At 60.8% G+C, this 22,462-nt stretch carries 19 protein-coding genes; 6 read left to right on the forward strand and 13 right to left on the reverse strand.

Annotated features, from left to right (window positions below; genetic code table 11):
- Positions 1–219: 219 nt before the first annotated feature.
- On the forward strand, positions 220–828 hold the full coding sequence (lexA, locus tag BBG20_RS07960) for a transcriptional repressor LexA (protein ID WP_003172575.1): 609 nt from the start codon (positions 220–222) through the stop codon (positions 826–828).
- 10 nt (positions 829–838) lie between these two features.
- Entirely contained in the window at positions 839–1,312 is a 474-nt protein-coding gene (sulA, locus tag BBG20_RS07965; RefSeq protein WP_065902006.1) for an SOS-induced cell division inhibitor SulA, read from the forward strand.
- 412 nt (positions 1,313–1,724) lie between these two features.
- On the opposite strand, the gene BBG20_RS07970 is transcribed toward sulA, so the two are convergent.
- From BBG20_RS07970 to BBG20_RS08000, 8 genes are all read right to left on the reverse strand, one after another.
- Positions 1,725–1,958: a hypothetical protein gene (locus tag BBG20_RS07970; RefSeq protein WP_010212068.1), complete on the reverse strand. Its 234-nt coding sequence runs from the start codon at positions 1,956–1,958 to the stop codon at positions 1,725–1,727.
- Between the two features lie 223 nt (positions 1,959–2,181).
- Entirely contained in the window at positions 2,182–2,703 is a 522-nt protein-coding gene (locus tag BBG20_RS07975; RefSeq protein ID WP_065902008.1) for a DUF6586 family protein, read from the reverse strand.
- Between the two features lie 224 nt (positions 2,704–2,927).
- Complete coding sequence (locus BBG20_RS32900; protein ID WP_157955097.1) at positions 2,928–3,098, reverse strand: hypothetical protein; 171 nt, start codon at positions 3,096–3,098, stop codon at positions 2,928–2,930.
- Positions 3,099–3,321: 223 nt separating this feature from the next.
- Complete coding sequence (gene topA, locus BBG20_RS07980) at positions 3,322–5,943, reverse strand: type I DNA topoisomerase (RefSeq protein WP_065902010.1); 2,622 nt, start codon at positions 5,941–5,943, stop codon at positions 3,322–3,324.
- Positions 5,944–6,057: 114 nt separating this feature from the next.
- Complete coding sequence (locus BBG20_RS07985; RefSeq protein WP_021490990.1) at positions 6,058–6,294, reverse strand: DUF1653 domain-containing protein; 237 nt, start codon at positions 6,292–6,294, stop codon at positions 6,058–6,060.
- Positions 6,295–6,391: 97 nt separating this feature from the next.
- Positions 6,392–7,567, reverse strand: coding sequence for an acetyl-CoA C-acyltransferase FadA (fadA, locus tag BBG20_RS07990; protein WP_065902012.1), 1,176 nt, complete (start codon positions 7,565–7,567; stop codon positions 6,392–6,394).
- Positions 7,568–7,596: 29 nt separating this feature from the next.
- Positions 7,597–9,744, reverse strand: coding sequence for a fatty acid oxidation complex subunit alpha FadB (fadB, locus tag BBG20_RS07995; RefSeq protein ID WP_065902014.1), 2,148 nt, complete (start codon positions 9,742–9,744; stop codon positions 7,597–7,599).
- 530 nt (positions 9,745–10,274) lie between these two features.
- On the reverse strand, positions 10,275–10,712 hold the full coding sequence (locus BBG20_RS08000; protein ID WP_065902016.1) for a hypothetical protein: 438 nt from the start codon (positions 10,710–10,712) through the stop codon (positions 10,275–10,277).
- Positions 10,713–10,817: 105 nt separating this feature from the next.
- Between BBG20_RS08000 and BBG20_RS08005 the strand changes: the two genes are divergently transcribed.
- Positions 10,818–11,258 carry a universal stress protein gene (locus BBG20_RS08005; protein WP_065902018.1) on the forward strand — a complete coding sequence of 147 codons (441 nt, stop codon included), beginning with the start codon at positions 10,818–10,820 and terminating at the stop codon, positions 11,256–11,258.
- 181 nt (positions 11,259–11,439) lie between these two features.
- Here the strand turns inward: BBG20_RS08005 and BBG20_RS08010 are convergent, their stop codons facing one another.
- Positions 11,440–13,362, reverse strand: coding sequence for an ATP-binding cassette domain-containing protein (locus BBG20_RS08010; RefSeq protein WP_065902020.1), 1,923 nt, complete (start codon positions 13,360–13,362; stop codon positions 11,440–11,442).
- Between the two features lie 213 nt (positions 13,363–13,575).
- Between BBG20_RS08010 and BBG20_RS08015 the strand changes: the two genes are divergently transcribed.
- Entirely contained in the window at positions 13,576–15,504 is a 1,929-nt protein-coding gene (locus BBG20_RS08015) for a transglycosylase SLT domain-containing protein (protein WP_065902022.1), read from the forward strand.
- A gap of 412 nt (positions 15,505–15,916) precedes the next feature.
- Here BBG20_RS08015 and BBG20_RS08020 read toward each other — a convergent pair whose 3' ends face one another.
- Positions 15,917–17,704, reverse strand: coding sequence for an ABC transporter ATP-binding protein/permease (locus BBG20_RS08020; RefSeq protein WP_168167062.1), 1,788 nt, complete (start codon positions 17,702–17,704; stop codon positions 15,917–15,919).
- Positions 17,705–17,950: 246 nt separating this feature from the next.
- Between BBG20_RS08020 and BBG20_RS32905 the strand changes: the two genes are divergently transcribed.
- Positions 17,951–18,124, forward strand: a complete 174-nt coding sequence (locus tag BBG20_RS32905) for a PA1571 family protein (RefSeq protein ID WP_162946068.1) — start codon at positions 17,951–17,953, stop codon at positions 18,122–18,124.
- Between the two features lie 83 nt (positions 18,125–18,207).
- Here the strand turns inward: BBG20_RS32905 and pdxB are convergent, their stop codons facing one another.
- Positions 18,208–19,350 carry a 4-phosphoerythronate dehydrogenase PdxB gene (gene pdxB, locus BBG20_RS08025; RefSeq protein WP_065902028.1) on the reverse strand — a complete coding sequence of 381 codons (1,143 nt, stop codon included), beginning with the start codon at positions 19,348–19,350 and terminating at the stop codon, positions 18,208–18,210.
- A gap of 138 nt (positions 19,351–19,488) precedes the next feature.
- Between pdxB and BBG20_RS08030 the strand changes: the two genes are divergently transcribed.
- Positions 19,489–20,883: an MATE family efflux transporter gene (locus BBG20_RS08030; RefSeq protein ID WP_065902030.1), complete on the forward strand. Its 1,395-nt coding sequence runs from the start codon at positions 19,489–19,491 to the stop codon at positions 20,881–20,883.
- Here BBG20_RS08030 and tusA read toward each other — a convergent pair.
- The gene (gene tusA, locus BBG20_RS08035; protein WP_065902032.1) at positions 20,880–21,131 is read right to left on the reverse strand and encodes a sulfurtransferase TusA; all 252 of its coding nucleotides are present in this window, start codon (positions 21,129–21,131) and stop codon (positions 20,880–20,882) included. The genes BBG20_RS08030 and tusA overlap by 4 nt on opposite strands.
- Before the next feature lie 125 nt (positions 21,132–21,256).
- Positions 21,257–22,333 carry a 23S rRNA (cytidine(2498)-2'-O)-methyltransferase RlmM gene (gene rlmM, locus BBG20_RS08040; protein WP_065902033.1) on the reverse strand — a complete coding sequence of 359 codons (1,077 nt, stop codon included), beginning with the start codon at positions 22,331–22,333 and terminating at the stop codon, positions 21,257–21,259.
- Positions 22,334–22,462: the final 129 nt, after the last annotated feature.

Here is a 22,462-nt window from a genome sequence, read left to right on the forward strand (position 1 = left end):
GGTGTGTCTTGTCAAGCCTGCGGGTTCGCTTTCCGGCCGGGCAGTCATCTATTTCGTCGCTATTTAATCACATCCCTACCGGTCTGTAGGCAGCGCTATCTCTGCCCTGTAGGACGGATGACGAATGACCGTCCAGCGGAGTGCCCGAAAAGGATGATTGCCAAGCGCAGTTCACTGTATATAATCCCAGTCACTGTATAAAAAGACAGAGCGATCAACATGCTAAAACTGACGCCACGCCAAGCTGAGATTCTGGCTTTTATCAAGCGCTGCCTCGATGACAACGGCTACCCGCCGACACGAGCGGAAATTGCGCTGGAACTGGGGTTCAAGTCCCCTAACGCCGCCGAGGAACACCTCAAGGCCCTCGCTCGCAAAGGCGCGATCGAGATGACCCCGGGTGCTTCGCGCGGCATTCGCATCCCTGGCTTCGAAGCCAAGGCCGACGAATCGACCCTGCCGATCATCGGTCGCGTCGCTGCCGGTGCGCCGATCCTGGCGCAACAGCACGTCGAGGAATCCTGCAACATCAACCCCACCTTCTTCCACCCTCGCGCCGATTATCTGCTGCGGGTGCACGGCATGAGCATGAAGGACGTGGGTATTTTCGATGGTGACCTGCTCGCCGTCCACACCACCCGCGAAGCCCGTAATGGCCAGATCGTCGTCGCCCGTATCGGCGATGAAGTCACCGTCAAACGCTTCAAGCGCGAAGGCAGCAAGGTCTGGCTCCTGGCCGAGAACCCTGAGTTCGCCCCGATTGAAGTGAACCTGAAAGATCAGGACCTGGTGATCGAAGGCTTGAGTGTCGGCGTCATTCGCCGCTAAAGGAGGCATCATGCAGCTCGTGCACACCCCCCAACACACACAACTGTCGCTGTTCGAGGCCTTCATGGCCCAACCCCTTGCACCGATCCTCAAGGAAGCGGTCGAGGCGCCCTGGAGTGCCGAACCCGAGGCGTTCAGTGAATTGTCGTTGCGCGGTGCAGCTGGGAGCTGCCTGAGCCTGCTGGCGCCGATCCTTCGCGAATTGAGCGAAGAACAGGACGCACGCTGGCTGACCCTGATCGCCCCGCCTGCCAGCCTGACCCAGGCCTGGCTGCGGGACGCGGGCCTCAACCGCGAGCGCATCCTGTTATTGCAGCCACGCGGTACGCAAAGCGCCCAGCAACTGACTTGCGAAGCCTTGCGCCTGGGCCGCAGCCACACCGTGGTGAGCTGGCTGAACCCACTGAATGCCACCGCCAAGCAACAGCTGATCAGCGCAGCGCGCACAGGCGACGCGCAGAGTTTGAATATTCGATTGGGATAACACGAAGACCCAGCTTGGTGAGCAGCGGGCTTATCTTAAGAGCCGGCCTCTATGAGTAGCGGGCTTGTTATGACAAGCAGGCTTATGTGACAACCGGGCTTAGCTTATATGTGGTGGGCGGGCTTATATGTGGCGAGCGGGCTTGCCCCGCGTTGGGCTGCGAAGCGGCCCCAAAACCAAGCACCGTGGAATACCTGATATATCGCGTTGAATCCATTTAGGGCTGCTTCGCAGCCCAACGCGGGTGCAAGCCCGCTCGCCACACAAGCCAGCTCACCACAACACGCCGATTAACCAGCAAGCCGATTCACCTCAACAAGCCTACTCGCCAAAGCAAACCTGACTCACTCAAGAGATCTGGCGCCCCTCAAGACACCCGCCTCCGCCACAACAAGCCTGCTAACAACAGAACTCAGTGAAGCACTCGGGGCCCGTCTTCTTTCTCCGGCTCGCCTTCCGCCAGGCGACCAGCCATCTGCACGCCCACGCTCAACATGGCTTTAGCCACTTCCACGTGCTGGCCTTGGAGGAACACCTTGGCGTCCTCGGAAAAATCCAGAATAACCAGAGAACCCTCGTCCTCAGCCCGGCGCAGCTCGATTCGGCCGTCAGGCAACTCAACAATTTCCAGAAAGGACGTTGGCATAAAAGTCTGTTCTCCACGAAAGGCCGGGATTATATCAGTCATCCACCCGGAATCGCTGAGGATCTGGCCAGGTTTCTTTGCGGCTTGATGAATGGTGCCGGTATGCCTTGGTTAAAATGTGGCAGCGGGCTTGCTCGCGAAGGCGGTGCATCAGTGCCCTATAAACGCCTGGCACTCCGCCTTCGCGAGCAAGCCCGTCCTGGTGTAAATCAGTGACGCCGCCTCAGCACTCGTTGAGGCCTTCACGAAAGCGCAGGGCCATCTTTTTCAGCTCCTGGCGCCAGCCTTCCAGCTCTTCCCGGCTCAGGGGCTTGGGCTCTTCCTCTTCCAGCGCAACCGCTACGATCAACGGCTGAGTCACGTCGCCCTTGGGCACGTGGGGAATTCGCGGTGGCTGGAACATATCCGCATGCGCCTTGAGCAGGCGCGCCACCCAGCTATCAGGGCTCTGGGCCATTTCCACCAGCTCGGCCAGCTCAGGAATAGCCATGGTCTCCAGCACTTCGCGGTTCATGATCATTTCCGCGCGCGGCGAACCCGCCTGGGGCAAGCGATAGAACCCGGCGATTTCATGGCACAGCCCCAGCAACGCGCCGTACAGGTGGAACAACGCCGCCTCACGCCCCGCCTGGACCAGCGCGATGGCATTCATCTCCTTCCCTTCCTCGGCGCGGCCGAGGGCTTCCAGGGATAAGCCCGCGAAGTAAATTTTCTGGTTGGTACGGGTATAGAGTTCGTTGGCCATAACGGCAGTCTCCACAACGAAAAAGCGTGATGCTGGCTTAACAGTGTCACGGATCAACCGCCCACACTGCAAGCATGGAGTAGAGGGCGGGCACTCCCCCTCCTCCACCAACTATCACGAGTTGCACACCCGACACACTCTACTTCATATCCAAAGCTCACTAGGACAGCAAGAGGCGTGCGCCCGAATTCCCCGGACACGTACTTATGGTATGCGCGCCCGCCTTAAAAGGTGACCTGCGGAGGCGCGGCGTTTTTTTCGTTGCCAGCTACGTTTGCGGGCTCTTTCTCATCGGCTTCTTTCTTCTCGAATTGTTTAGCGCCATAGCCTATTGCTCCCTCCACCAAGAACTCAGCGCCCTTAATCGCAGGCATCAGCATCACTTCAAATCCCATTTCACTTGACCCTCTATCGATAATTGACGGGCTAATACCCGGCTAATTGGTGGTCAGCTTTATGGGGAACGTTCCGTCACCTGTCACTCATTTCTCTGACAGCTAACCTGCGTGCCGTGAATGGAAAGTCCTTTTGCATAACCACAAAAGCAAATGCCCCGACAAGTCGGGGCATTTGCTTTCAGCCTGTTTCAGGCGACTTCGTATTACTCGACCACGTCGATCAAGCGCCCTGGCGCTTGTCCTCGACCTTCCACTTACCGCCGTCGTAGAACGCTTTCCAGCCGGTAGGCTTGCCGTCCACTTCGGACTGCACGTACTGCTCCTTGGTCTTGCGGCTGTAGCGGATCACGGCCGGACGACCGTCGGGATCCTTCTTCGGCGCTTCACACAGGAAGTGGTACTTAGGATCGATCTCGTCCTTGTGCGGCACGATCTCCAGCACCAGCGGCGCTCGGGTCTCACGGTTTTTCGGGAACTGGCTGGCGGCCAGGAACAGCCCCGAAGCGCCGTCACGCAGGATATAGGTGTCGTTGACCTTCTCGCACTTGAGTTCAGGCATCTTCACCGGGTCCATTTTCGGCGGCGCCGCGTCACCGCTTTTCAGCAGTTTACGGGTGTTCTTGCACGTCGGGTTGGTGCAACCAAAGAACTTGCCGAAGCGGCCAGTCTTGAGTTGCATCTCGCTGCCGCACTTGTCGCACTCCAGGCTTGGGCCTTCGTAGCCCTTGATGCGGTAGCTGCCTTCCTCGATCTCGTAGCCGTCGCAATCCGGGTTGTTACCGCAGATGTGCAACTTGTGCTTCTCGTCGAGCAGGTAGGCATCCATCGCCGTGCTGCAGATCGGGCAGCGGTGCTTGCCACGCAGTACCAGCGACTCGGATTCACCCTCGTCGTCGGCGGCGATTTCATCACCCGGCACAAGGTTGACGGTCGCCTTGCAGCGCTCTTTCGGCGGCAGGCTGTAGCCCGAGCAACCGAGGAACACGCCGGTAGACGCGGTACGAATCTGCATCGGGCGGCCGCACGTCAGGCACGGGATGTCGGTCATCACCGGCTGGTTGGCACGCATGCCGTTCTCGGGGCTTTCGGCCACTTCGAGTTTTTTCTTGAAGTCGCCGTAGAACTCGTCGAGCACGTTCTTCCAGTCGCGCTCGCCCTGGGCCACGTCATCGAGGTTCTCTTCCATGCCGGCGGTGAAGCCGTAGTCCATCAGGTTGGAGAAGCTCTCGGACAAGCGCTCGGTGACGATATCGCCCATCTTTTCCGAATAGAAACGACGGTTGTGCAGCGCGACGTAGCCACGGTCCTGGATGGTGGAAATGATCGCGGCGTAGGTCGACGGACGACCGATACCGCGTTTTTCCATCTCTTTTACCAGGCTGGCTTCCGAATAACGCGCCGGCGGCTTGGTGAAGTGCTGGGACGGGTCGAGCTTGATCAGCTTCAACGTGTCGCCCTGGGCCATGTCCGGCAGCACATCGTCGTCGCCCGGCTTGGCGATCTGCGGCATGACGCGGGTGTAACCATCAAACTTGAGGATACGGCCCTTGGCACGCAGCTCGAAGTCACCAGCGCCCACGCTGACGGTGGTGGACAGGTATTGCGCCGGCAGCATCTGGCAAGCCAGGAACTGGCGCCAGATCAGCTCGTAGAGACGCTCTGCATCGCGTTCCATGCCGCTCAGCTTGCTCGGCTCGGTATTCGCGTCGGAAGGACGAATCGCTTCGTGAGCCTCCTGGGCGCCCTCTTTGCTGCTGTAGACGTTCGGCTTCTCCGGCAGGTACTTCTTGCCGAATTCGCTTTCAATATACGTACGCGCCATCGCCACCGCGTCAACCGAGAGGTTGGTGGAGTCGGTACGCATATAGGTGATGTAGCCGGCTTCGTACAGACGCTGGGCCATCATCATGGTTTTCTTCACGCCGAAGCCCAGGCGGTTACTCGCGGCCTGTTGCAGGGTCGAAGTGATGAACGGCGCCGACGGCTTGCTGCTGGTCGGTTTGTCTTCGCGCTTGACGATGCTGTAGCTGGAGGCCTTGAGCTTCTCCAGCGCGGCCATGGCCTGGGCTTCGTTCAGCGGCTTGAAGGCCTCGCCTTTCTCACGGGCCACTTCAAAGCGCACATTGGCGCCCTTGGCAGTCCCCAGGTCGGCATGGACTTCCCAGTATTCTTCGGGGTTGAACGCACGGATCTCGCGCTCACGCTCCACCACCAGCTTTACCGCGACCGATTGCACACGGCCGGCGGACAGGCCACGGGCAATCTTGGCCCAGAGCAGCGGCGAGACCATGTAACCGACGACGCGGTCGAGGAAACGCCGGGCCTGCTGGGCGTTGACGCGGTCGATATCCAGCTCGCCCGGCTTGGAGAAGGCTTCCTGGATGGCTTTCTTGGTGATTTCGTTGAACACCACGCGCTTGTAGCGGCTGTCGTCACCGCCGATGGCTTCCCGCAGGTGCCAGGCAATGGCTTCCCCTTCGCGGTCCAAGTCCGTCGCGAGATAGATGGTGTCAGCATCCTTGGCGAGCCGGCGCAGCTCTTCGATGACCTTTTCCTTGCCTGGAAGGATTTCGTACTTGGCCTTCCAGCCATGTTCCGGGTCCACACCCATGCGCGAGACCAGCTGCTTGCGCGCTTTCTCTTTAGGGCTGAGCACCGGACCTTCGCCCGCAGCTGCCTTGCCGCGCTTGGCGGCTGGCTCCTTGCTGGCGCTAGCCGAACCGCTGGTGGGCAGGTCTCGGATATGGCCGATACTCGACTTCACCACGTACTCGTTGCCCAAGTACTTGTTGATGGTCTTGGCCTTAGCCGGGGATTCCACAATGACCAGCGATTTGCCCATGGATCGGAAAATTCCTGAATTCGAGAAGTGAAAGGCAGTTGGCGCCTGTCGCGGCAACGCTATATATAGTGGCAACAAGGTGAGGTCAAGCGCAGCATTCTGCGCGGCCTGCCGTTATTGCCCTGAAAAAAGACTGGGTTCGGCCTGGACCAAAGCAAAGCGCGGGACCTGCTCGCCGTCAACTTCGACGGTCTCCAGGAACATGCTCAAAGGGCGTACCCAAAAGCCGTAATCGCCATACAGTGCTTGGTAAAACACCACTTCCTCTTCGGTCTCGGAGTGCCGTGCCACGTTGAATACGCGGTACTGCGGCCCCTTGTAATGTTGGTAGAGCCCTGGTTCGACTTTCATGCTCTGGCCCTCTTACAAAATTTGTTGAAAAAAAATATTAAAAATTCCAAAAAACAAAAACCGGGGCACTGGGCCCCGGCTTCCGTCATCCCAACGCTTAGAGGCGTTCGAAGACGGTGGAGATGCCTTGGCCGAGGCCAATGCACATGGTAGCAACCCCAAGGTTGCCGCCATTTTGCTTCATCACGTTAAGCAGAGTGCCGGAAATACGCGCACCGGAGCAACCAAATGGGTGGCCCAGGGCAATCGCACCGCCGTGCAGGTTAACCTTCTCGTTCATCTTGTCGAGTACTTTCAGATCTTTCAGCACTGGCAGGGCCTGTGCGGCGAAAGCTTCGTTGAGCTCGAAGAAGTCGATATCGGAGATGGTCAGGCCTGCGCGCTTCAAGGCTTTTTGTGTGGCCGGTACTGGACCATAGCCCATGATTGCCGGGTCCACACCTGCGACTGCCATCGAACGAATCACCGCCATCGGCTGGATACCCAGGTCCTGGGCCCGCTGCGCCGACATCACGATCATGCACGAAGCACCGTCCGTGATCTGCGACGAAGTACCGGCTGTCACGGTGCCACCTTTTGGATTGAAGGCCGGCTTGAGGGCCGCCAGGCTTTCCAGGGTGGTATCCGGACGAATGGTTTCGTCGTAGTCGAACAGTTTCAGGAAACCGTTCTCGTCATAGCCGTTCATCGGGATGATCTCATCCTTGAACTTGCCTTCCACGGTCGCCTTGTGGGCGAGCTGGTGGGAACGCAGGCCGAAGGCGTCCTGGGCTTCACGGGTAATGCCGTGCATCTTGCCGAGCATTTCCGCGGTCAGGCCCATCATGCCCGAGGCTTTTGCCGCATACAGCGACATGTGCGGGTTAGGATCGACGCCGTGCATCATGCTGACGTGGCCCATGTGCTCCACGCCACCGACCACGAACACATCACCGTTACCGGTCATGATCGCCTGGGCGGCGGTGTGCAGCGCGCTCATCGACGAGCCGCACAGGCGGCTGACGGTCTGGCCAGCGGCCGTGTGCGGGATCTGGGTCATCAACGACGCCATGCGCGCGATGTTCCAGCCCTGCTCCAGGGTCTGGTTGACGCAGCCCCAGATCACGTCCTCGACTTCGTTCGGGTCGACCTTGACGTTACGCTCCAGCAGTTTGCTGATCAGGTGCGCCGACATGTCTTCGGCGCGGGTGTTGCGGTGCATGCCGCCCTTGGAGCGGCCCATCGGAGTACGACCGAAGTCGACAATCACGACGTCTCTTGGATTCAAGCTCATAAATATTCTCGCTCAAGTGTATGGGACGCTTAACCGAAGAAGCTCTGGCCGTTCTTGGCCATTTCACGCAGCTTCGCGGTCGGGTGGTACAGCGGGCCCAAATCAGCGTATTTGTCAGCCAGGGCAACGAACTCGGCCACACCGATCGAGTCGATGTAACGCAGCGCACCGCCACGGAATGGAGGGAAACCAATACCGTACACCAGGCCCATATCGGCTTCGGCGGCGGTCTCGACGATGCCGTCTTCCAGGCAACGCACGGTCTCCAGGCACAGGGCGATCATCATCCAGTTGATGATGTCCTCGTCGGACACCTCACGCTGTTCGTAGATGACCGGCGCGAGTACTTCGTGCACCGACGGGTCGGCCACTTTCTTCTGCTTGCCCTTCTTGTCAGCCTCGTAGGCGTAGAAGCCCTTGCCGTTCTTCTGGCCCAGGCGCTTGGCTTCGTAGAGCGCGTCGATCGCCGAACGGCGGTCGTCTTTCATGCGGTCCGGGAAGCCCTCGGCCATTACGTCGCGACCGTGGTGGCCGGTGTCGATGCCGACCACGTCCATCAGATACGCCGGGCCCATCGGCCAGCCGAATTTTTCCATGACCTTGTCGATGCGCACGAAGTCCACACCGGCACTCACCAACTTGGCGAAGCCGCCGAAGTACGGGAACAGAACGCGGTTGACCAGGAAGCCCGGGCAGTCGTTGACGACGATCGGGTTCTTGCCCATTTTCTTCGCGTAAGCCACGGTGGTGGCGATTGCCAGCTCACTGGACTTCTCGCCACGGATCACTTCCACCAGCGGCATCATGTGCACCGGGTTGAAGAAGTGCATGCCGACGAAGTTTTCCGGACGCTTGAGGGCCTTGGCCAGCAGCGAGATGGAAATGGTCGAGGTGTTGGACGCCAGGATGGTGTCGTCTTTGACCTGGGCTTCCACTTCTGCCAGTACGGCTTGCTTGACCTTCGGGTTCTCGACAACGGCTTCGACCACCAGGTCGACGTGGCCGAAATCGCCGTAGGACAGCGTAGGACGAATGCCGTTAAGCACTTCAGCCATTTTCGCGGCGGTCATGCGGCCTTTGTCCACGCGGCCGACCAGCAGCTTGGCGGCTTCTGCCAGGCCTTGCTCGATACCGTGCTCGTTGATGTCCTTCATCAGGATCGGCGTGCCTTTGGACGCCGACTGATAAGCGATACCGCCACCCATGATACCGGCGCCGAGTACGGCAGCCTGTTTCACGTCCTTGGCGATTTCGTCGTAGGCCTTGGCCTTTTTCTTCAACTCCTGATCGTTCAGGAACAGGCCGATCAGGCTCTGGGCTGCCGAGGTCTTCGCCAGTTTGACGAAACCTGCCGCTTCCACTTCCAGGGCTTTGTCGCGACCGAAGTTCGCGGCCTTCTGGATGGTCTTGATCGCTTCAACCGGCGCCGGGTAGTTCGGGCCGGCCTGGCCAGCCACGAAACCCTTGGCGGTTTCGAACGACATCATTTGCTCGATGGCGTTGAGCTTGAGTTTTTCCAGCTTCGGCTGACGCTTGGCCTTGTAGTCAAATTCGCCACTGATGGCGCCCTTGATCAGGTTCAGCGCGGCTTCGGCCAGTTTGTCCGGGGCGACTACAGCGTCGACAGCACCGACTTTCAGCGCGTCTTCGGCTTTGTTTTCCTTACCGGCGGCGATCCACTCGATCGCGTTGTCGGCACCGATCAGGCGCGGCAGGCGCACGGTGCCGCCAAAGCCCGGGTAGATGCCCAGCTTGACTTCAGGCAGGCCGATCTTGGCGGTAGCCGACATGACACGGAAGTCTGCCGCGAGGCACATTTCCAGGCCGCCGCCCAGCGCGATGCCGTTGATGGCAGCCACGGTCGGCACGTTGAGGTCTTCGAAATCGCTGAAAATCTTGTTGGCTTCGAGGTTGCCAGCCACCAGCTCGGCATCGGGCAGCTTGAAGTTGTCGACGAATTCGGTGATGTCAGCGCCGACGATAAACACGTCCTTGCCGCTGGAGACGATCACGCCCTTGACCGAAGCATCTGCTTTGATGGTGTCTACGGCCTGACGCAATTCATTCAGGGTTAGACGGTTGAACTTGTTGACGGACTCACCCTTGAGGTCGAATTTCAATTCGACGATGCCACTTTCAAGAGCCTTAACCGTGATGGCTTTACCTTCGTAAATCATCAACTGATCTCCACGATATGGAAGCTGAACAGTACACACTGGACGCTGGCCTCTGGTTGGACACTGACTGTTGCGTCAATGCTCATGCCAATCCGCCAGGCACACCCGCCAATGCGATAGTCGGGATTCTGTATGAGCGGTCTGACAGACAAACGCTCAATTCATACGCCCGTTTGATTTGGGTACGCCACCTTCATCCAATTCCGGGCAATTGTCAATCGCTCGAAAGGCTAGGAAAAACGCGACTTTCCAGTCATTTCAGAACCCCGACCTTAAGCCGGTGACTCGTCAATATTCAAATATTCACAAGATCAATAATAGAAAATATGTGGGAAAAGGCTGTACAGAACGGGATATGCCGCTAGGCTAGCGACAACCGTAACGCGACTGGATGAACATCCGTCGCGGGAACCACAGATTTACCGGCCTGCCTGGCCAACTCCAGCCCGATGATGATGTCGGGCTTTTTATTGCCTGCTATTTCTCCCGAATACGACGACCGTAGGAGCCCAGGGCCGGGAGGATAGGTGTCAGGCCAGCGCCTTGAGCAACGCATCGATGTCTTTCAACACACTTGGCTCGCCCTTCTCGCCCCAGTACAAGGCGATCATTTGCTTGTCGGCTTCGACTTTGTAGACGTTGGCCGGCAGCGTTGCAAAATACGGCAACAACTTTTCATCGACGCACACCTCACGCCACTGGTTGACCCACACGCCCGGCTCCAACTGCCAGTAACTCCAGATCGTCGGCGTGCTGCTGCGCCGTGGCCGGCAGTACTGCGCACACGGGCTCGGCGGCTCCTGCTTGAGCCAGTGTGGCCACTCCTGGGGCGCCAGTTGCATGGCCAGGCCGATGCGGCGCGCCTCCATGCGCAGGGCCATGCGCCCGCTCTGATGGCGCGACGGCCGCAGCCATGCCAGGGGGCTCAGAACCACCACAAGGATTGACACCACTATCCAGACCGTCATATGTGTACTCCCGAATTTCTAGATGAGCGGATTTGACCTGACGCAACCCCATCCGCTTGAAAGCAGCCATACTGAATCTATTGCAGTCCCCTGGAGGAACGCCCCATGTCCTACGAACATATTCTGGTCGCTGTCGACCTGACCGAAGAGTGCGATCCAGTGATCAAGCGCGCCCGCGCCTTCGCGGTCGCCAGCAACGCCAAACTCTCCCTGGTGCACATCGTCGAGCCGATGGCCATGGCCTTTGGCGGTGACGTGCCCATGGACCTTTCCCAGCTGCAGCAACAGCAGTTTGACCAAGCCAAGGAGCGCCTGGACCGCTTGATCCTCAAATACCCGGAAGTGACCAAGGAAAACTCCCACCTCACTTACGGCCAACCGCGCCAGGAAATCCACCACCTCGCCAAGGAACAGGGCTGCGACCTGATCGTGGTCGGCAGCCATGGCCGCCACGGCTTGGCGTTGCTGCTCGGTTCTACCGCCAACGACGTGCTGCACGGCGCGCCGTGTGATGTGCTGGCGGTGAAGCTGGTCAAAGCCTCGTAATCCTAACGAAGATCAAATGTGGGAGCGGGCTTGCTCGCGAAAGCTTTTTGTCAGTTGATGCATCTGGTAACTGACACACCGCTTTCGCGAGCAAGCCCGCTCCCACATTTGGATCGTGCTTCATATAAAAAACCCGGTGTTCACTCAATGAACACCGGGTTTTTTAATGCACGCGAATCAATCAGGCATCCAGCTCGGCCCAACGCTCAACCAGCGCTTCCAGCTCCTGGTTCAATGTCTCCAGGGAAGCAATCACCTTCGCCGTCTCTGCTGCCGGACGCAGGTAGAAGCCCGCGTCAGCCATTTCCGCTTCTACGGCGGCAATCTGCTGTTCCTTGGCATCGATGTCACCCGGCAAGGCTTCCAGCTCGCGCTGCAGCTTGTAGCTGAGTTTCTTCTTGGCCGCCGGCGCAGCGGTTTCCTGCACCGGTGCCGCAGCGGCCACTGGCGCGACCACAGCGGAGGTCAAGTCGGCCTTGCCGGACTTGCTCTCGGTCACGCCCAGCAGGCGCGGCGAGCCGCCCTGGCGCAGCCAGTCCTGATAACCACCGACGTATTCACGCACTTTGCCTTCGCCTTCGAAGACCAAGGTGCTGGTGACCACGTTGTCGAGGAATGCCCGGTCGTGGCTGACCATCAGCACAGTGCCGTTGAAGGTCAGCAGCACTTCTTCCAACAGCTCGAGGGTTTCCACGTCGAGGTCGTTGGTCGGTTCATCGAGTACCAGCAGGTTGGCTGGCTTGCTGAACAGCTTGGCCAGCAACAGGCGTGCGCGCTCACCACCGGACAAGGCTTTCACCGGTGTGCGGGCACGTTGCGGGCTGAACAGGAAGTCGCCCAGGTAGCTCAGCACGTGGCGGCTCTGGCCGTCGATGTCGATAAAGTCGCGACCTTCGGCGACGTTGTCGATCACGGTTTTTTCCAGGTCCAACTGGTGACGCAACTGGTCGAAGTACGCCACGTCGATGCGCGTGCCCTCTTCCACGGTGCCGCTGGTCGGTTGCAGGCCGCTGAGCATCAGCTTGAGCAAGGTGGTCTTGCCGGTACCGTTGGCGCCCAACAGGCCGATGCGGTCGCCGCGCTGCAGGACCATCGAGAAGTCCTTGATCAGGAACGGGCCGTCCGGGTGATGGAAGCTGACGTTCTCCAGCACCATCACCTGCTTGCCGGATTTATCGGCGGTATCCAGCTGGATATTGGCCTTGCCGGTGCGCTCGCGACGTTCGCTGCGCTCAACGCGCAGGGCCTTGAGGGCACGTACGCGGCCTTCGTTACGGGTGCGGCGGGCCTTGATGCCCTGGCGAATCCAGACTTCTTCCTGGGCCAGTTTCTTGTCGAACAAGGCGTTGGCGGTTTCTTCGGCGGCCAGGGCGGCCTCCTTGTGCACCAGGAAGCTGGCGTAGTCGCCGTTCCAGTCGATCAGGCCACCACGGTCCAGCTCAAGAATGCGGGTCGCCAGGTTCTGCAGGAAGGAGCGGTCGTGCGTGATGAACAACACGGCGCCCTGGAAATCCTTGAGGGCTTCTTCCAGCCAGGCAATCGCGCCGATGTCCAAGTGGTTGGTTGGCTCGTCAAGCAGCAGCAAGTCCGGCTCGGAGACCAGAGCCTGGGCCAGCAGCACGCGGCGACGCCAGCCGCCGGACAACTCGGCAAGGGTCTTGTCGGCCGGCAGTTGCAGACGGCTCAGGGTGCTGTCGACCAGTTGCTGCAAGCGCCAGCCGTCACGGGCTTCGAGGTCTTGCTGGACATGCATCAGCTTGTCCAGGTCTGCCTCGGTGACGCAGTTCTGCGCTAGGTGATGGTACTCGGCGAGCAACGCGCCCACGCCGTCCAGGCCTTCGGCAACCACGTCGAAGACTGTCCGTCCGTCGGCCACCGGCAATTCCTGCGGCAATTCGCCGATCTTGAGGCCAGGGGCGCGCCAGACAGAGCCGTCGTCGGGCTTCTGGTCGCCTTTGACCAGCTTCATCATGCTGGACTTGCCGGTGCCATTGCGGCCGATGATGCACACCCGCTCACCACGGGCGATCTGCCAGGACACCTTGTCCAACAACGGCATAGCGCCGAAAGCAAGGGACACATCGCTGAATTTGAGCAGGGTCATACGCTTCTCCAAAAACTGGGCGCGCATTCTACCTGACTTGAGGAGGGGATGCGGCCAGCATTTTCCCAGCTGACACGTTCAGCAGGACATTTGCCGCGAACTTGAACGAACCGGCCGGCAAAGCTTTCGTAGGCGTCGGGCAAAAGGCTAAGCTAGGGGCAATCAGTGTCGGCGGTGCCGGTGCTAGTCGTGATTTCTCTGCACGGACGTCTCATGCGCAGTCGCCTTTTCAATTTCTTGTCTTGTCTGCTTCTTTCCGCCACCGCCATTCAATCTGCCCAGGCCGTGGACCTCACCACCCAACGTCGATATTACGATGAAGCCAAACGTGCGCTGGCCAAGGGCGATACCGGCCCGTACATGCAATACAGCCAGGCGCTGGCCGATTATCCGCTGACGCCCTACCTTGCCTACGACGAACTGACCGCGCGCCTGAAAAGCGCCAGCAACGAGGAAATCGAACAATTCCTCGCCAAGAACGGCGACCTGCCCCAGGCCAACTGGATGAAGCTGCGCTGGTTGCGCTGGCTCGCCGACCGTGGCGACTGGCAGACCTTTGAAAAGTACTACGACCCCAAGCTCAATTTCGTCGAGCTGGACTGCCTCCACGGCCAGTACCAGCTCACCCACAACCTGAAGGCCGAAGGGTACAAGACCACTGAAAAACTCTGGATGACCGGCAAATCCCAACCGGCCGCCTGCGACGCCACCTTCGGCCAGTGGGCCGCCGATGGCCAGCTCACCGAACAGAAGATCTGGGACCGCGCCAAACTGGCCGCCGAGGCCCGCAACTACGCGCTGGCCAACAGCCTGGTGAAAACCCTGCCGACCCTCGGCGCCCAGGGCCGCCTGATGGTGGACGTGGCGCAAAAGCCCGACATGCTCAGCGATCCGTCACGTTTCCTGCCAGCCAACGAGGCCATGTCTGACGCGGTCGGGCTGGGTCTTCGCCGCCTGGCGCGCCAGGATCCCGACAAGGCCATGGCCTTGCTCGACGGTTATGCCAGCAGCATGCACTTCTCCCGTGACGAAAAAGTGGCAATCGCCCGTGAGATCGGCCTGACTCTGGCCAAGCGTTTCGACCCACGCGCCCTTGAAGTGATGACCAAGTACGACCCGGAGCTGCGCGACAACACTGTGTCGGAATGGCGTCTGCGCCTGCTGTTGCGCCTGGCCCGCTGGGAAGATGCCTACCAGCTGACCCGCAAACTCCCACAGGACCTGGCGACCACCAACCGCTGGCGCTACTGGCAGGCACGTAGCCTGGAACTGGCCGAGCCGAAAAACCCGCAAGCCCTGGTGCTGTACAAGAACCTCGCGCAGGAACGCGACTTCTATGGTTTCCTCGCCGCGGATCGCTCCAAGGCCCCGTATCAGTTGAAGAACAAGCCACTGCTGATGAGCCAGGCACTGGTCAACAAAGTGCGCAACACCCCAGGCGTGCGCCGTGCGCTGGAGTTCTACGCACGTGGCCAGGTGGTCGACGGACGCCGCGAGTGGTACCACGTCAGCCGTCACTTCAACCGCGACGAAATGGTCGCCCAGGCCAAGCTGGCCTATGACATGAAGTGGTACTTCCCGGCAATTCGCACCATCAGCCAGGCGCAGTACTGGGACGACCTTGACATCCGCTTCCCGATGGCCCACCGCGACACCCTGGTGCGCGAAGCCAAGGTGCGTGGCCTGCATTCCAGCTGGGTGTTTGCCATTACCCGCCAGGAAAGCGCCTTCATGGATGATGCGCGCTCCGGCGTCGGCGCCAGCGGCCTGATGCAACTGATGCCCGGCACCGCCAAGGACACCGCGCGCAAGTTCAGCATCCCGCTGGCCTCACCGGCCCAGGTACTGGACCCGGACAAGAACATCCAGCTCGGCGCCGCGTACCTGAGCCAGGTACACAGCCAATTCAACGGCAACCGCGTGCTCGCCTCCGCTGCCTACAACGCCGGCCCCGGCCGCGTGCGCCAATGGCTGCGAGGTGCCGACCACCTGAGTTTCGACGTGTGGGTGGAAAGCATTCCATTCGACGAAACCCGCCAGTACGTGCAGAACGTGCTGTCTTATTCGGTGATCTACGGACAAAAGCTCAACTCGCCACAGCCGTTGGTGGATTGGCATGAGCGGTATTTCGATGATCAGTGATTCACACTGAATAAAGCTCCGCGATCAGCCGGATTACTATGGCGAGCAGGCTTGTTAGTGGTGAGCTGGCTTATTGTGGATTGAGTGGGCTTGTTGTGGATTCAGCGTACTTGTTGTGGACTCAGTGGGCTTTTTGTGGCGAGCGGGCTTGCCCCGCGTTGGAGCGCGAAGCGCTCCCATCCAAGCCACCCTCACTCCCACTGGAAGACCGAGCCAGTAGGTTTTAGGGCTGCTACGCAGCCCAACGCGGGGCAAGCCCGCTCACCACAAACAAGCCTGCTGCTGCCTTCACTCCAACTGGAAGGCCGAGGCAGTAGGTTTTTAGGGCTGCTACGCAGCCCAACGCGGGGCAAGCCCGCTCACCACAAACAAGCCTGCTCACCACATTCAAGCCTGCTCGCTTGCTCCCCAGCTAGCCTTCGTTTTTCGCAACCTCAATCCCGTCATTGAACTGCAACGCCGCCAACCGCGCATACAGCGGATTGTTCGCAATCAACTGCTGATGCGTGCCCACCGCCACCAGCTTGCCCTGGTCCATCACTGCAATGCGGTCCGCATGTTTCACCGTCGCCAGGCGATGGGCGATCACCAGCGTGGTGCGCCCTTGCATCAATTGCGGCAAGGCCTGCTGGATCAGGTGTTCACTTTGCGCATCAAGGGCGCTGGTGGCCTCGTCGAGCAGCAGGATCGGGGCGTCCACCAGCAACGCCCGGGCGATGGCCAGGCGTTGGCGCTGGCCGCCGGAGAGGCCCATGCCGCCATCGCCCAGGTGAGTCTGGTAGCCATCGGGCATTTGCAGGATGAAGTCGTGGGCGTGGGCGATCCGCGCGGCAGCTTCGACCTGCTCGCGCGTGGCGGTCGGGTTGCCGTAGCGGATGTTTTCTTCGACGCTGCCGAAAAACAGCGCCGGGCTCTGCGAGACCAGCGCGAAATGCCGGCGCAGGTCCAGGGGGTCGAGTTCGGTCAGTGGATGGCCGTCGAGCAGGATGCGGCCGTGCTGGGGATCATAGAAACGCAGCAACAGGTCGAAAATCGTCGACTTGCCCGCGCCGGAAGGCCCCACCAACGCCAGGGTTTCACCGGGATTGATGGTCAGATTCAGCCCATCGATCGCGTAACTGTCCGGCCGTGACGGGTAGGAAAAACGCAGATCCTGCAGCTCCATCCGGCCACTGACGCGTTCGGGCAACTGCACACTGCCGCTGGCCGGCGCCTGGATTTCGTTGCTTGACTGCAACAACTCGCCAATCCGCTCGGCGGCACCCGCCGCACGTTGCAGCTCACCGAGCACTTCGCTGAGGGTGCCCACGGCGCTGCCGACGATCAGGCTATAGAACACAAACGCCGCCAGTTCGCCGCCGGAAATGCGCCCGCTGATCACGTCCATGCCGCCGACCCAGAGCATCACGCCCACGGCCCCGAGCACCAGCATGATCACCAACGTGATCAACCAGGCGCGCTGGGTGATGCGTTTGCGCGCCGTGGTAAACGCCTCCTCCACCGTGACGGCAAAGCGCTGCTCATCCTGGACCTGGTGGTTATAGGCTTGCACCGTCTTGATCTGGCCGAGAGTCTCGGACACATAGCTGCCCACATCGGCGATACGGTCCTGGCTCAGGCGCGACAAGCTGCGCACACGGCGGCCAAAGATCAGGATCGGCGCCAGCACCAGCGGCAGCGCGATCACCACGATGCTGGTGAGCTTGGGGTTGGTGACAAACAGCAGCACGATGCCGCCAATGACCATCAAGGCATTGCGCAGGAACAGCGACAGCGATGAGCCGATCACCGATTGCAGCAAGGTGGTGTCGGTGGTCAGGCGCGACTGGATCTCCGAACTGCGGTTGTTCTCGTAGAACCCGGGATGCAGGTAGATCAAATGGTTGAACACCTGGCGACGAATGTCAGCCACTACCCGCTCGCCGATCCACGACACCAGGTAAAACCGCGCAAACGTGCCCACCGCCAGGCCCACTACCAGCACCATGAACAGGCCAATGGATTGGTTGAGCAGGTGCGGCGACTGGGTCATGAAGCCCTGGTCCACCAGCAGGCGAATGCCCTGCCCCATCGACAAGGTGATCCCAGCGGTAACGATCAGCGCCAACAGGGCACCGAGGGCCTGCCAGCGGTACGGCGCGATGAAGCGGCTGGCCAGGCGAATTGCACGGCGTTGACGGACTGAGAACATGGAGGGCATCACCTGATCGGAAAGGGTTGGTACCTGCGTCCTTACATGGGGGGAACTTGCGCGAATAACAATGAGTCAGGTTAATTATGCCCGCCGATGCTGGCCCCTAGAGGCTATCGGTCTAACGCCCGGCTGGAAATCCACAGTGGTTTCTGGTGGACTGGGTGTTCGAACCGCTGACTGTGCAAGGAGTTGTAACAGCTTGGTCACGCGGGGGGTTCAGAGTAGGTACACAACCTGATGAGGAGACAGGCCATGACCTTGCAAAACAGCAGCGACGCCAAAATTGAAGTGATCCGCCAACCGCAACAGTTGCCTTGCTCGTACATCGACGCCACGGGCCGCGAAGTGCAGATTACCGAAGAGATGATCCAGCAAGCCTGCAGCGAGCTGGAACAACGACTGGTCAAGCCTGCCCAGCAAGGCTGAAGCGCCCACGCTCTTTTAGAACCGGCCCAGGTGGCCGGTTTTTTTATGCCCGCCACCCTGTAGGAGCGACCCGCAAGTCGAGGTCAGAGCAATTCTGCGCCGAGGGCCGAGACCATAGCCGAGAGCGCGGCAGATTCCCCATTGATACGCACCTTCAGCGCGTCAATCTCGCGCCGCGCCGGGTAGCCCTTGCGTAACAGGTCGAACGCCTTGCGCTGTTCTTCCACGGTGCCCACCAGGCTACGGCGGAAATCCGCATCATCACGGCGCGGGTCGTACACGCTGCGGCACAAGGTGGCCAGGGCCCAGGCCGGATCGGTGGCCGCGTTCAAATGCACCTCGGCCAGCCAGGGCGCTGGCAGCAGGTCGTTCAACAGAATCACCGGTTCCTGACCCAGGTAGGCACAGAACGCCTGGTAGATCTGCGCCGTGCCGCGCTGCCGGCCATCCAGGCTGTAGCCGGCAATGTGCGGGGTGGCCAGTACGCACAGGTCGGCCAGGTCGACGTCCACTTCCGGCTCGCCTTCCCACACATCCAGCACCGCTTGCAGGTCTTCGCGCGCCAGCAGGACTTCGCGCAGGGCGGCATTGTCGACCACCGGGCCGCGGCTGGCGTTGATCAGCCAGGTGCCCGGTTTAAGCTGCTCGAGGCGCTGGCGGTCGAACAGGTGCCAGGTGGAGCCATTGCCGGACTTGGTCAGCGGCGTGTGCAGGCTGATCACGTCGCACTGCTCGATAATCTGCTCCAGGCTGACGTAATCGCCGTCTTCGGCAATCTGGCGTGGCGGGTCGCACACCTGCACGTTCCAGCCCAAGCCCTTGAGTACCTTGACCAACCGCCCGCCCACTTCACCGGCGCCGACCACACCGTAGGTTCGCTGGTTAAGGTCGGCGCCTTCGATCTCGGCCAGCGTCTGCAGGCTGCCCAGCACGTAATCGACCACGCCGCGCGCGTTGCAGCCCGGCGCGCTGGACCACTGGATGCCCGCCTGCCGGAAATACTCCAGGTCCAGGTGGTCGGTGCCGATGGTGCAGGTGCCGATAAAGCGCACGTTGCTGCCTTCGAGCAGCGCACGGTTGACGTTGGTCACCGAGCGCACCAGCAGCACGTCGGCCTGCTCGACCGTGGCGCGGTCGATGGAACGGCCGGGCACGCGGCGAATCTCGCCAAACCCTTCGAAGAATGCATCGAGCAGCGGGATATTTTCGTCGGCAACAATCAACATGGCAGGCTCCTTTGGCGGATCAGCAGTGTACAGGCATCACAGCCGTCGCTTACAAATCGCTAACACAGGTTTTTTCCTGACCGTTGCGTCAAGGCGTAGAATCCGCCGTCCTTGCGCTGCTCGACTGGACATTTGTACGTGAACACTGCCACCGCTCCCCTTACCCGCCCCGCCCGCATCAGCCGGGAAGTGCGCGGCCTGCTGACGCTGGCCCTGCCGATCATGATCGGCCAACTGGCCACCACCGCGATGAGTTTTGTCGATGCGGTGATGGCCGGGCGCGTCAGCCCCCAGGACCTGGCGGCAGTGGGCCTGGGCAACTCGATCTGGATCCCGGTGTACCTGCTGATGACCGGTACGCTCCTGGCGACCACGCCAAAAGTTGCCCAGCGCTACGGTGCCGGGCAGTTCAGCGAGATCGGTCCGCTGGTGCGCCAATCACTGTGGCTGGCGGTGGTGGTCGGCATCAGCGCGGCCCTGTTGCTGCTCTGCGCCGAACCGATCCTGCACGCGATGAAGGTCGAGCCCGACCTGATCAAGCCCTCCATGGGCTACCTGCACGGCATCGCCGCCGGCATGCCGGCCATTGCGCTGTATTACGTGCTGCGCTGTTTCAGCGATGGCCTGGGCCGCACGCGACCGAGCATGGTCATGGGTCTGTGCGGGCTGGCGCTGAACATTCCACTGAACTACATCTTCATCTACGGCCACCTCGGCGTGCCCGCCATGGGCGGCGTGGGCTGCGGCTGGGCCACGGCGATTGCGATGTGGGTGATGATGCTCGGCCTGGCCGTTTGGACCCGCTGGGGCCCGGCCTACCAGAGCAGTGAGCTGTTCACGCGCTTTGACTGGCCGCAGTGGGCGGTGATCAAGCGCGTACTGGGGATCGGCTTGCCGATCGGTATCGCGATCTTCGCCGAATCGAGCATCTTTGCGGTGATCGCGCTGCTGATCGGCAGCCTGGGCGCCACGGTGGTGTCCGGGCACCAGATCGCCCTGAACGTCAGCTCCCTGGTGTTCATGATCCCCTACTCCCTGAGCATGGCCGTCACCGTGCGCGTCGGCCAGGCCCTGGGGCGCGGCGAGCCGCGTGAAGCGCGCTTCGCCGCCGGGGTCGGGATGGGCACGGCGCTGGCGTATGCCTGCCTGTCCTGCAGCCTGATGCTGGTGTTCCGCGAGCAGATCGCGACGATCTACACCCCGGACCCGATCGTGATCCACCTGGCTTCGACGCTGATCGTGTTCTCGGCGCTGTTCCAGTTCTCGGATTCGATCCAGGTCACCGCCGCCGGCGCCCTGCGGGGTTACCAGGACACCCGCGTGACCATGGTGCTGACGCTGTTTGCCTATTGGGGCGTGGGGCTGCCGGTGGGGTATGCGCTGGGCCTGACCAACTGGCTCGGCGAACCCAGCGGCCCGAGCGGTTTGTGGCAGGGGCTGATCGTCGGCCTGAGCTGTGCGGCGGGGATGTTGCTGGTGCGCCTGGCGCGCAGTGCACGCCGGCGCATTCGCCTAGAGAAGGCGCGGGGTTAATCGGCCTTCTTGCGGATCCAGTACAGGTACGTGCCGGCCTGCTCCTGCTGATCCACCAGTTCGTGATCGAGGAACACGCAGAACTTGGGGATATCGCGACGCGTCGACGGGTCGGTCGCGATGACCTTGAGCAAGCCGCCGGCCGGCAGGTCGCGGATGTGCTGGTGCAGCATCATCACCGGCTCCGGGCAGTTGAGGCCGGTGGCGTCCAAGGTCGCGTCGACAGGCAAATCAACAGACTGATTCATCATTTACTCCTAAATCCAGCCTGCTCCACTCTGGGAGCGGGCTTGCCCGCGATGACGGGGCACATTCAACATAAATTTCGACCGTTATACCGCTTTCGCCGGCAAGCCAGCGCCTGCCTTTGATCTCAGCGGCCTTTAGATTTCTTTACATCGACCAACCGACGCAGGTGGCACGTCACTTCCTCGCGGTCGTGGTACAGCTGCTTGCAGCCAATCTCCACGCGGATGCCACGCGCCTTGAAGCCGTCCTCGATGCGCTCCAGCAAACGCTTCACTTCGGCGTAGCGCTGCTTCATCGGCAACTTCAGGTTGACCACCGCCTCGCGACAATGCCCTTCACCGATCCAGGTTTCCAGCAGGGCTGCGTTACGCGCCGGCTTTTCGACGATGTCGCAGACCATCCAGTCCACCGGCTGCTTGGGCACGAAGGTGAAGCCGTCAGCCATCAAGTGCTGCACCAGACCGGTGTCCATCAGGCTTTCGGCCATCGGGCCGTTGTCGATGGCGGTCACCAGCATGCCACGATTGACCAGTTGCCAGGTCCAGCCGCCGGGCGCTGCGCCGAGGTCGACGCCGGTCATGTCGCCGTGCAGGCGTTCATCCCACTGGTCGCGAGGGATGAAGTGGTGCCAAGCCTCTTCCAGCTTCAGGGTCGAGCGGCTGGGTGCTTCACGCGGAAACTTCAGGCGCGGGATGCCCATCGGCCACATTGCCGAGTTGTTCGACTCGGCCAGGCCCATGAACACTTCGCGGCCACTCTTGAAAGTCAGCAGCAGGCGCGGCTTGCTCGGGTCGTCCACCAGCTTGCCGGCATTGAGCAGGGCTTTGCGCAGGTGCACTTCGAATTTCTTGCAGAAGTTCGAGAGTTCCTTGCCGTCATTGGTGTCGACCATCTCCAGCCACAGGCTGCCGCACACCGGAAACTCGCGCAGGTGGGTGAGGATCACGCTGATGCGGTCGGTTTCCGGCAGGTCGATGAACACCCCGCGCGCCCACTGCCTTGGGAAGATCAGCTCGGCAAAGCGCTGGCCGTGCATCAGGCGCTGGGCGCCGTCTTCTTCGGTGCAGACAAATTCGGCGCAGGCGCTGCCGGTCTTGGCCTTGGCGTAGCCGGAAACGTTCAGGCGCGCGGCGTGTTCCGCGATCTCGGAACAGACTTCGCCTTCAAAACCCGGGCGGCAGTGCATAAAAAGGGTGTTCATCAACTCTCCTGGTAACACGCTTGCTGTAGCGCAAGGCCTGTCATGAAAACGCGCGCATGATAGCCGAGTTCGGAACCTTGGTTCTGTCCATAGAGTCCAGTAATTAGCCAGCTACTGAAAACAGGGCTA

Source organism: Pseudomonas aylmerensis, assembly GCF_001702265.1.
GTDB lineage: Bacteria > Pseudomonadota > Gammaproteobacteria > Pseudomonadales > Pseudomonadaceae > Aquipseudomonas > Aquipseudomonas aylmerensis.

What these genes read in the sequence shown, in the direction of transcription:
- BBG20_RS07970 (WP_010212068.1), bottom strand. Translation starts at nt 1,958, where the DNA reads ATGCCAACGTCCTTTCTGGAAATTGTTGAGTTGCCTGACGGCCGAATC.
- topA (WP_065902010.1), bottom strand. Translation starts at nt 5,943, where the DNA reads ATGGGCAAATCGCTGGTCATTGTGGAATCCCCGGCTAAGGCCAAGACC.
- pdxB (WP_065902028.1), bottom strand. Translation starts at nt 19,350, where the DNA reads ATGTTGATTGTTGCCGACGAAAATATCCCGCTGCTCGATGCATTCTTC.
- BBG20_RS32900 (WP_157955097.1), bottom strand. Translation starts at nt 3,098, where the DNA reads ATGGGATTTGAAGTGATGCTGATGCCTGCGATTAAGGGCGCTGAGTTC.
- BBG20_RS08020 (WP_168167062.1), bottom strand. Translation starts at nt 17,704, where the DNA reads ATGCCCTCCATGTTCTCAGTCCGTCAACGCCGTGCAATTCGCCTGGCC.
- sulA (WP_065902006.1), top strand. Translation starts at nt 839, where the DNA reads ATGCAGCTCGTGCACACCCCCCAACACACACAACTGTCGCTGTTCGAG.
- BBG20_RS07975 (WP_065902008.1), bottom strand. Translation starts at nt 2,703, where the DNA reads ATGGCCAACGAACTCTATACCCGTACCAACCAGAAAATTTACTTCGCG.
- BBG20_RS07985 (WP_021490990.1), bottom strand. Translation starts at nt 6,294, where the DNA reads ATGAAAGTCGAACCAGGGCTCTACCAACATTACAAGGGGCCGCAGTAC.
- tusA (WP_065902032.1), bottom strand. Translation starts at nt 21,131, where the DNA reads ATGAATCAGTCTGTTGATTTGCCTGTCGACGCGACCTTGGACGCCACC.
- fadB (WP_065902014.1), bottom strand. Translation starts at nt 9,744, where the DNA reads ATGATTTACGAAGGTAAAGCCATCACGGTTAAGGCTCTTGAAAGTGGC.
- BBG20_RS08000 (WP_065902016.1), bottom strand. Translation starts at nt 10,712, where the DNA reads ATGACGGTCTGGATAGTGGTGTCAATCCTTGTGGTGGTTCTGAGCCCC.
- lexA (WP_003172575.1), top strand. Translation starts at nt 220, where the DNA reads ATGCTAAAACTGACGCCACGCCAAGCTGAGATTCTGGCTTTTATCAAG.
- BBG20_RS08005 (WP_065902018.1), top strand. Translation starts at nt 10,818, where the DNA reads ATGTCCTACGAACATATTCTGGTCGCTGTCGACCTGACCGAAGAGTGC.
- BBG20_RS08015 (WP_065902022.1), top strand. Translation starts at nt 13,576, where the DNA reads ATGCGCAGTCGCCTTTTCAATTTCTTGTCTTGTCTGCTTCTTTCCGCC.
- BBG20_RS32905 (WP_162946068.1), top strand. Translation starts at nt 17,951, where the DNA reads ATGACCTTGCAAAACAGCAGCGACGCCAAAATTGAAGTGATCCGCCAA.
- rlmM (WP_065902033.1), bottom strand. Translation starts at nt 22,333, where the DNA reads ATGAACACCCTTTTTATGCACTGCCGCCCGGGTTTTGAAGGCGAAGTC.
- BBG20_RS08010 (WP_065902020.1), bottom strand. Translation starts at nt 13,362, where the DNA reads ATGACCCTGCTCAAATTCAGCGATGTGTCCCTTGCTTTCGGCGCTATG.
- fadA (WP_065902012.1), bottom strand. Translation starts at nt 7,567, where the DNA reads ATGAGCTTGAATCCAAGAGACGTCGTGATTGTCGACTTCGGTCGTACT.